This window comes from Bacillus sp. GW823-FHT06A10 (assembly GCF_058795375.1).
The window spans coordinates 1737178-1746581 of record NZ_JBXAHT010000001.1 but is presented as its reverse complement, the minus strand read 5'-3'; the positions used below and the strand labels follow the sequence as shown (position 1 = coordinate 1746581).

6 protein-coding genes are annotated in these 9404 nt (G+C 31.8%); 1 reads left to right on the top strand and 5 read right to left on the bottom strand.

Annotated elements, in window-relative coordinates; genetic code table 11:
* The 3 genes from AC1Q8M_RS08775 to AC1Q8M_RS08765 form a co-directional block, all read right to left on the bottom strand.
* On the bottom strand, positions 1 to 1302 hold a 1302-nt coding region (locus AC1Q8M_RS08775; protein ID WP_492334133.1), incomplete at its 3' end, for a collagen-binding domain-containing protein.
* A 162-nt stretch (positions 1303 to 1464) separates the two neighbouring features.
* Positions 1465 to 2268 carry a class C sortase gene (locus tag AC1Q8M_RS08770; RefSeq protein ID WP_003270597.1) on the bottom strand — a complete coding sequence of 268 codons (804 nt, stop codon included), beginning with the start codon at positions 2266 to 2268 and terminating at the stop codon, positions 1465 to 1467.
* A gap of 87 nt (positions 2269 to 2355) precedes the next feature.
* Positions 2356 to 4017 (bottom strand): SpaA isopeptide-forming pilin-related protein, encoded by a 1662-nt coding sequence (locus AC1Q8M_RS08765; protein ID WP_097822289.1) that lies wholly within the window; start codon positions 4015 to 4017, stop codon positions 2356 to 2358.
* A 592-nt stretch (positions 4018 to 4609) separates the two neighbouring features.
* On the opposite strand from AC1Q8M_RS08765, the gene AC1Q8M_RS08760 reads away from it, so the two are divergent.
* Entirely contained in the window at positions 4610 to 5836 is a 1227-nt protein-coding gene (locus AC1Q8M_RS08760) for a helix-turn-helix domain-containing protein (RefSeq protein WP_061660874.1), read from the top strand.
* Positions 5837 to 6168: 332 nt separating this feature from the next.
* Here AC1Q8M_RS08760 and AC1Q8M_RS08755 read toward each other — a convergent pair whose 3' ends face one another.
* Both AC1Q8M_RS08755 and AC1Q8M_RS08750 read right to left on the bottom strand, forming a co-directional pair.
* Positions 6169 to 8850: a M4 family metallopeptidase gene (locus tag AC1Q8M_RS08755; protein WP_098361370.1), complete on the bottom strand. Its 2682-nt coding sequence runs from the start codon at positions 8848 to 8850 to the stop codon at positions 6169 to 6171.
* A gap of 174 nt (positions 8851 to 9024) precedes the next feature.
* Positions 9025 to 9399 carry a hypothetical protein gene (locus AC1Q8M_RS08750; protein ID WP_001059026.1) on the bottom strand — a complete coding sequence of 125 codons (375 nt, stop codon included), beginning with the start codon at positions 9397 to 9399 and terminating at the stop codon, positions 9025 to 9027.
* Positions 9400 to 9404: the final 5 nt, after the last annotated feature.

Genomic DNA, 9404 nt, shown 5'->3' with positions numbered 1-9404 from the left:
CTTCATTTTTCCCATTGGATCTGGCAATTTCTTATTTCCTATTTTAATTTCTACTACTGCATCTTTTTCTATTTTTACAGCTATTTTATCTTTTAATAATGCATAGTCTTTTGGCGCTTCTATTTCTACAAGGGTATAGTTTCCTTTTGGTAAGTCTTTTGATATCGCTTCTCCTTCTTCATTTGTTACTAGTTCTCCAACTACTTTTTTATTTGAATCTTCTATATGAAACTTTGCTCCGACCAATTTTTTATTATCATTATTACTATCCACTTTTTTTATTTTTACTTTTCCAGTACTAGGCTTGTTCCAATGTTGCCAGTTAAATTTGAAATTGTGAAATTCAAATCCACCAGTTTGTTGTACCGCACCGACAAATGCTTGTCCATTAATCGAACCGCCTTTTGTTTCTAATACAGCATTGGGGGCAAACACACTACCAACGACACCATATCCCTCTGTTATAATTTTTTTCGCATTTGGAAAAACCCAAATCACTTTCCCATATAGCTCAGTAAACGGGGAATTAGGAGAATATGGTTGTGATGTAGGAACTATATCTGTAGCCCTTCCAATATTGTTCGTGTCATATAGAATAGACCCATTTCTAAATGTAACCTCTGTTGCATCCGAATACATAACAATAAAATCTTTGTCCTTAGCATTTGGTAAAAATACATCTCTTATATCTAAATTAATTTTCCCTGTCAATTCTGATGAAACATAAATATTAGGATTGTTTATATCTTTTCCGATTCCATGACTCATATTTGGAATTGGGGTATTTGTTTTATATTGACCTGCATTTTTACTGACTTGGTTCACTATATTGCGAAATTCATTAAATTTCGCGTCAATTTCTAGTTTTTCTTTATAAACGATACGATCATAAGAGGATTGTATGATGCGATCTGGATCACTCTCTTTTGTCATTACTACTATTCCGTTTTGAATGATAAAAGATTCTTCTCTTGATTTCTTAAATTTTCCAGACAACAACAAGGACGGATATCCCTCATCAACCCATTTTTCACCTACTATATTAGATGTTCCCGCTGCAGCACCTACAATTGTATACCCCGATGCATCCATATCACCTTGAACTGCAGTTGCTCCTTCAATGTCGCCACCTATTGCTTTATGGTTACCAAAGACAACTGCATTATAACGCGATATATCACCTAGACCTTCTAAGTTTGTCGTGGATCCATATACTTCTTTTGGTACATATATGACAAAACTTACACTTAACATTAACAAAACAATAAAATGAATACTTACCAGCTTTAATCGTAGCCTCAATTCCTTTGTTCCCACCTTTACCGTATTTTTTCTATAGTCGAATAAAATGACATATTCACCAATGAGGATTTACTTCATCTTTTATATACTTTATATACTTTCTTTACTTATCTCTGAATTTCCGGTCCCACTTCCCATTAATGCAGGATAAATAAATACATTCTATCGAGTTAACCTTTTCTTATAAATTACGACTAGAAACACACATAACAATAGGATTGGAACTATTACAGTCCACTTATTAAATATAAATATCTCTGTACTCACTTTTTGTTTTTCTTTCTCGTTTAACTCCACACGCACACCTCGAACTAGCAACCTATTGGTGTTTACTCCATAAGGCGTACACGTAATTAAAGTTGTATAATCTTTATTTTCTACAATTTGTAGATCGTCCGTTTCGTGTGGTAACACTACTTTAATTTGATCTACTTTATAAGCAAGAACTTTGTCTAAAGAATGAATATAAAAAAGATCTCCTTCACTCAACTTATCTAAATCTGTAAATAATTTTGCTGATGGTAAACCACGATGCCCTGTTAAAATAGTGTGCGTATTTTCTCCACCTATCGGGAGCGAAGAAAAATCTAAATGACCTATCCCGCGGCTCAATACTTCCTCAGATGTCCCTTGATAGATTGGCAGTTTTATATTAATTTTCGATATTTCAATATACCCCATTACATCTCCTAAATTTAACGCATCAGCATATGCTTGATGATTACTTTTTTTTTCAGAAAATGGATCAGTAAATGTTTTCGTGGAAGTGTGAACTTGTTTATTATATTCGGCTGCTTCTTTTTCCCTACGTTCGACTTCTTTCTTTTGTAATGCTTTGATATTCTTATCGTAAGAGCTAATCTCAGAATAATGTGCACGAGTCGCCAACCAATTACTAATAGTAGGATATAAAAAAACACCTAATCCAAATAAAAAAATACCTCCCAAAACAAGATTTCGTTTCATATTTCCACCTCTGTATATGCTTAAATATCGAAAAGAGGGAAGCATTTTGCTTCTCCCCTTTTCCCATAGTTACATGTTCCTAAAATCTTAATTATTAGCAGACTTTTTTCTAAAGAAAACAAATGCCGCTGTAACCATTAACGTAAGACCTATTACAGTAAAAAGAGTCGTTCCTATGCCACCCGTTACCGGAAGAACCCATCCACTTTTATTATTTTCAATCGTTAATTTAACCGTTTGATTATTTTCGCTAATCTTTACATCAATGGGATCTTTTAATAATTGATAAGAAGCTTTTGTACCATCTTCTTTTGTATATGTTGGAGCTTTCGTTTCGAAAATTTGATAGTCTCCATATGGAATGTTAGACCATTTAATAACACCATTTTCATCTGATACACCTGTTACTTCTTTTCCTGCTACAACAACTATTTTTCCATTTTTATCTTTAAGTACAAACTCTGCACCTTTTAATTTATTCTTATTAGCACCATCAATTTTTGTTAACTCAATTATTCCAGTTGTTGGAACAACAACTACAGGTTTAGATTCCTTTTCTCCAATTACATCATTTTTATTTGTAAAATGTATTTTTGCTGTATTTAAAATTTCCGAACCAGATGGTACTCCTTCTTTTACTTGAGATTTAATTTGCAAATGAAATTCTTTTTTACCATCTAATTTTGTGAAATCTTTTACTGTAGCTGTTATCTTTTGACCTTCTATAGCTACCTCTACAATGCTTGCATTTACTTCTGCTCCATCAATTTTCACGATTGGCTTTCCTTGAATCACTAAACGATTATCCAAAGTATCTGTTACCACATATTTTTTGTATTCCTTAATGTCTTCTGGAATTAATGTTTTAATATCATAATTATAATTAGTTAACGGATTGATTGGTAACGCTTCCAATTTTCCGTTAATCTTTTTATCAATTGTTGGTTCTTCATAGTTTTTCACTTCTAATTTAACTACTGTACCAGAAGTAATAGTTCCATCTTCATTAATTGTTCCGGAGTTCTTAACAAAAAACTCACGTTTAGTTGGATCTATTACATAGCCTTTCGGAGCTTTTGTTTCTTGGAAATAGTATTCTCCATACACCAATCCTTGCACGCGAATATGACCATTAGCATCTGTTACTAACTCTTTTTTCACTTCTGTACCGTCTTTTTTAAATAAAGAGAATACTGCACCTGCTAATGCTTTTTCATTTACACCAGTTTTTATTAAATCCACTGCACCACGTTTAATCTCATTTTTTGGATACATGTGAACATCATAGTTTAGCACCTTACCCTCTTTATTCGTTAATGGAATATCCACTGTATACGTATTGGGATTTAGATTCACATGTGGAGGTCCTGCCACTTCTTTCACCTCATAACGTCCTAGCGGAAGATCTTTTAATACAGCTTGTCCGTTATCATCTGTTACTACTTGATTTGGAGTGGCTCCCATTACAGGTTTCACGTCTTCTTTTACGATTTTCCCATCGTTTGAAATTTTTTCAAAAGAAGCAACCCTTTTTACTTCAAACGTTACACCTTTTAATGGTTTCGCATCTTTTGACACCTCTTGATTTGCAGAACCGTCACCTTCTAGTCCCTGCGCTCCATCTTTTTCTTGTTCATACTTATGAATCGTTAAAGTACCTTTAGATGGTGAATCCGCCTTTACTAATACACTAGACCATGTAGAAAATGTTAAGAAAAACACTAAAAGCACACTAAATATTCTTTTCATTTCTCTTATCCCCTTTACTACTTCTATCATTTTAAAAATCTCTTTATTACTATTACCTTCTTAAAAGCAATAGTGTGCCAAGTATCAGATTTAAACGAATAACATAAAACATAGTCGTCCAACAATCCATTGTTTACAATCACTTATTCACTTTTCTTATCTTCTATTATTACGTTGTCTCTCCACATGATATATGTAATTTTCTCCCCTAAATTACACTTATATCCCTATTTCAAGAATCATTACATTTGTTACATAATAGCTTTCACTACTAATTTCGACTAGTCACTTACTGTCAATCTATTAATTTCTCACTTCCTATCCCTATTTAAAATCCAATCTTAATCATTTTTTAATACATATAAGTAATAACCAACAAATAAGTGTGACGATTCATATTTTACGCTACTGTCCAAAACTATTACCTGTATATTCAAATAATATGTGCTATTCATGTTAAATTATGGTATTATTCTTAGAAGTTTATAACTTTTATTTATATTTTTTATTAATAAAGGTTTTCCGTTTCTACTTATGAAAAAAGGAATATATGTTTATTTAACTATTACGCATAACTGTAAGGAGGAAGAATATGACTAAAAAGCTCAATCTAGTTGAGATAGAGTACATTTGCAATATGTTTTTCCAATCTTTTGAAATTCCAGTTTGTTTTTTAGATTGTAACAAAAATATTCTTTTAGAATTCACATCAAAAAGTGATTCACATTCGTTGTATACATCAAAAATAGAGCATTTACATGTGCTTTTTCAGAGAAATGATACATATAATTTCCCCATCTTCAGAACTCACGAACATCTAGGGCACTTCATTTTAATTCACATAAAGAGCGATTATATGGTGAACGGTACTGTTATTATTGGGCCCTTGGCACATGTAAATTTTTCTACAAGTAAAACGGATAGTAACCTTAATTTCATTCCAAATTATAAAAGAACAAGAGACCATTATTTTTCATTGTCAGTCAAAGATCAAAATTTCTTTGTAAATATAGCAATATTGTTCTATAACATTTTCTATAAAAAAAATTCAGATGTAAGCACCTTTTCAAATAACAGTGACTCACTTCATATAAGTCATAGCAGAATCTTAAACGAAGATGTATATATTTCAATGCAAAAAGACGAATCCATTTATCATAATTTATATATAGAGCAGCAATTACTTGGTTCTATAGAAAACGGGGATAAAGAAACCGTACTCAAATATTATTACGAATTCCAACAAGAGACTCTTTCATCTTTATCTTCATTCCATCAATTAAGACGTCATAAAAACATTTGTATTTCATCCATCACGCTCGCTACTAGGTATGCGATAAAAGGGGGACTTCCATCTGGGATTGCTTACAAAATTTATGATTTACATATTCAAAGAACAGAAGATTTAAAAGACAAAGAATCTGTTTGGGATTTGTTAAAAAATGCTTTTTGTACCTTTGCAGACCGTGTAAAGGCACAAAAAACACAGCAACATTCACAGACTATCGCTATTTGCAAAAACTACATTTTTAAAAACATTTACAATCCAATATCTGTTAAACAACTTGCTAAATTTGCAAATGTGAATTCAGATTATTTATCTATATTATTTAAAAAAGAAGTCGGTATTTCATTAATTGAGTACATTCAACGTGAACGAATCGAAGAAGCAAAGAAATTATTAACTTTCACCACCTATCCCTTATCAGACATATGCGCTTCGCTTAATTTTAGCGATCAAAGTTATTTCACTAAAATTTTTAAAAAATTCACCAATGAAACACCTGGTAAATACCGAAAATCTCATGTTGTCATTTAGAGTGACACTTCCATTAAAACAAAGTGTTTTCAGTAACTTATCAATGGCAAATTAGAAGTACTCCTATATTCATAAGCTATAGGATTTATGCTATTTTCAAATCAAAAAACACGTTACTATTCTTTTATTTTAATGAGAATAGTAACGTGTTTTATATGTAATATAGTTCTGTAGACAGAATAGTATCCAACTGCAAATTTTTATAAAAGCCAAATGTACCGCTTAACTATTAAAATCTTAATAAGTAAAAAATCCATATTTCGTTTTATTTACTTTCTACTTTATTTCTTTTGAATACTCAACTCTTTTCTTCAAACGAATAATCCCTACTATTATTTTTGTATCTTTCTAAATTTGCGAATCAAAGTGAGTACTGTACCTGCAATAATCATCAATATGCCGATTGCTGCACTGTTAGTTGTACTTACACCCGTCTTTGGCAGCTCCTTATATGTATATTCTTTTTTATCGGTATTACTGTTATTTGAGATATTATTGTTATTTGTCTTATTAGCAAGACCATTAGGTTTGCTAGTTTCTTTATCTTTCACTAATACTTTTTGTATTGTATTTACCTCATTACCCACGGAATCTCTTACACTATATATTATTTCATAAGTACCAGCTTTAGTTGTATCTATAGTTCCTTCATACGCTACTTTAGAAGTAAGGTCACCGTCTTCTTTGTCAGTAGCTGATACTCCTACCAACGGATCAAATTGATCACCCTCAGTAATTGAAGTTGTAGCAGGTACTTTTAGTATTGGTTTATCATTTTTAACTTCTTCTCTAACTTTGACCGTTACAGTTTGCTTCGCCGTTACTTCATGACCTTTAGAATCTGTAACCGTGTACGTTAATATGTAAGTACCGGCTTTAGATGTATCTACTTCACCATCAACTTTGATTTTAGAAGTGAGATCACCGTCTTCTTTATCGATAGCTAATACTTCTGCCATTGAAACAAATGAATCTCCTACATGAATTGTCGCTCCAACAGGCACTGTTAATTTAGGTTCTAAATCTGATGTTTCTCCATTTTTCTCTACAATTACAGTCTGTGTTGCCGTTGCATTCCGCCCTTGAGAATCAACAACCATGTATTCCATAATGTATGTACCTGATTTTGAAGTATCTACATCGCCTTTATGCTTTACTTTATTTGTTAAATCACCATCTTCCTTATCAACAGCTTTTACATTTCTCATTGGATCAAACGTATCTCCTACACGTAGTGTAATGGTAATCGGTACAGTTAACTCTGGAGCTTGGTTTTCTATTGTTTTTTCGTTTTCTTTCACTGTTCCTGTAATTTTTGCCGCATCAAAAGCATTTTGGATTGCTTGAACTTCAATTGAGTTCGTTCCATATTTATTAGTTGCAACTGTAAGGCATGCCAATCTCAATTCAGAGAAATCAGAAGTCATGTTTAATTCATCAGTATTTGCATAATAGAAAATATCAAACATTTTATCTTCACCAATACCATTTACATTTACACCGTTATGAGTACCACCTTGTGCAATTAAATACGCAACTTTATTAATAATACTTGAGTTAAAATGAACGCCTCCATAATCCTCTCCATTTAAATCATTATATTTACTATAATCATCAGGATACGGTAGTCCTTCTGAAAAATTAATTGCAGTTGGATTTTTCATATTACGAAAAGTCGATCCAGTTTGTTCTCCTATTGTCCAGTTAAATTCCCCATTATTTATGTATTTCTCTATAGCCGTTCCCATAATATCAGATAATGCCTCGTTAATTGCCCCAGATTCTCCTGAAAATTCAAGGTTAGATTCGCTTGATGTAACTGCATGTGTAAATTCATGACCCGCTATATCGAATGCTTTTACCATAGGATCTCCATATAAAAGCATACTAATGTTATTAATATTAGTACTAAATGCATTCTCCCAATTTTCAGGATCATTTGTTCCTCCAGAATCCCATGCATGTACAACTGAAACTACTTTTTTTCCTTTATTATCAAAACTATTACGCTTATATTTTTCTTTATAAAAATCGTATACCTTTGTTGCTAAGAAATGAGCGCTTACCGCCTTTGGATCATTAAATGTTGTTGAAACACTAGTTGCTAGTATACCGGGATAATAACTTTCTTCATTTGTAATATCTCTATAATTTACATCATATGTCTCAATTCCTTGTCCTCTTGTGTAATCAGCAAGCGCATAATTCCCACTGGTCTGTTTAGAAATACCAAATGTACGAGTTACGCCTAAATCATCTTTTCCTGTTCCAGTTAATGATGTAAAATTGCTAGTTTTATTTTCCTTAACGGATTCAACATACTCTTCACTTATTTTCAAACTTGATTCTTGTACCATATCTTTTAACATTTCACCATTATGAGCATTCACTAAATAAGTTCCAGATACATAATTTGGTGTTGTAGCAGCAAATGTAACTTGATATGCATTGCTAGCCTGCCCATGATTTTCATCAACAAAAATAACTGCCTTAACTTCTGGCTCAGAAATAAATTTAGTATCGTTTCCGTACTTTTTATAAATATATTGTTTTGCTTCTTCTTTTGATAAATTAATAGGTTTCTTTAAATCTTCTTGTGTTAAATTTTGTGCACTAGCTCCTGAAATGCTTTTAATAATACCTTTTTTATCTACGTGAGCAGTCAACTGGTGGCCATATACTTCTTTTCCTTCATATATTTGTTGCATGCGCACAAGTGTAGTTCCATCATAAGAACCACGTTTTTGAAGAACCTTGTAATCTACTCCTGTTTCTGCACTAACTTGTTTTGGAGACAAAGCATGCTCCGTATTTTCCTTAAGTGCATCTTTCACTACATTCTCTGGTTCCTTTTTTGATGGTTGTGTCAGATCACCTGTACGGAACGAATCCTCTTGAATTTCAACTTGCATTTGACCAGGTTCCTCTGCATGACCTACTCCATATGGTGTTACACTTGTTAAAACGAATCCTGTTGTTAATGCTACTATAGCTATTTCTTTTTTATTTCCCATGATATTTACCTCGTATAAGTTTCTATTATTTATATGAAACTGCTAAAATGTATACAATCTATTCCTAACATAAAAAGATGACTTTTGTAATCTACAAAAGCCACCTCTTCAATATGTAATATCCCTAAAATGTTTTTAATACATAATTTCTATACAAAAAGAAAAAAGCATTCATTAACGAGCATTTTGCAATACTTTTATTAGGTCATTTATATTTTCAACTTTCTGCTGAAACTGATCAAGTCTGCTATGTAGCGATGAAGGATTTTTATCTTCAGTTGAAATAACTTGTTTTAATTCGTTTTCTAATTTATCATACATATCAAAGAAATTATCAAATTCTACACTTACAAGCTCTTCATTTTCGCGATAGAATCTTTTTGCTTCTATATAAGTCATATATGATTTATTTAAAAATCCTAATGAAATTAAATATTTAGAAGTGTTTTCTTGATAAATAGCAATATCACATGCCATTTTAATATCAGAATAAGTCTTTTGAACGAGACAATGCAATTCAAAAATCTTAAACTTTAATCCATTATTCATTTCAT

Coding starts and splice junctions, on each gene's coding strand:
- AC1Q8M_RS08770 (WP_003270597.1), bottom strand. CDS start 2,268: ATGAAACGAAATCTTGTTTTGGGAGGTATTTTTTTATTTGGATTAGGT.
- AC1Q8M_RS08765 (WP_097822289.1), bottom strand. CDS start 4,017: ATGAAAAGAATATTTAGTGTGCTTTTAGTGTTTTTCTTAACATTTTCT.
- AC1Q8M_RS08760 (WP_061660874.1), top strand. CDS start 4,610: ATGACTAAAAAGCTCAATCTAGTTGAGATAGAGTACATTTGCAATATG.
- AC1Q8M_RS08755 (WP_098361370.1), bottom strand. CDS start 8,850: ATGGGAAATAAAAAAGAAATAGCTATAGTAGCATTAACAACAGGATTC.
- AC1Q8M_RS08750 (WP_001059026.1), bottom strand. CDS start 9,399: ATGAATAATGGATTAAAGTTTAAGATTTTTGAATTGCATTGTCTCGTT.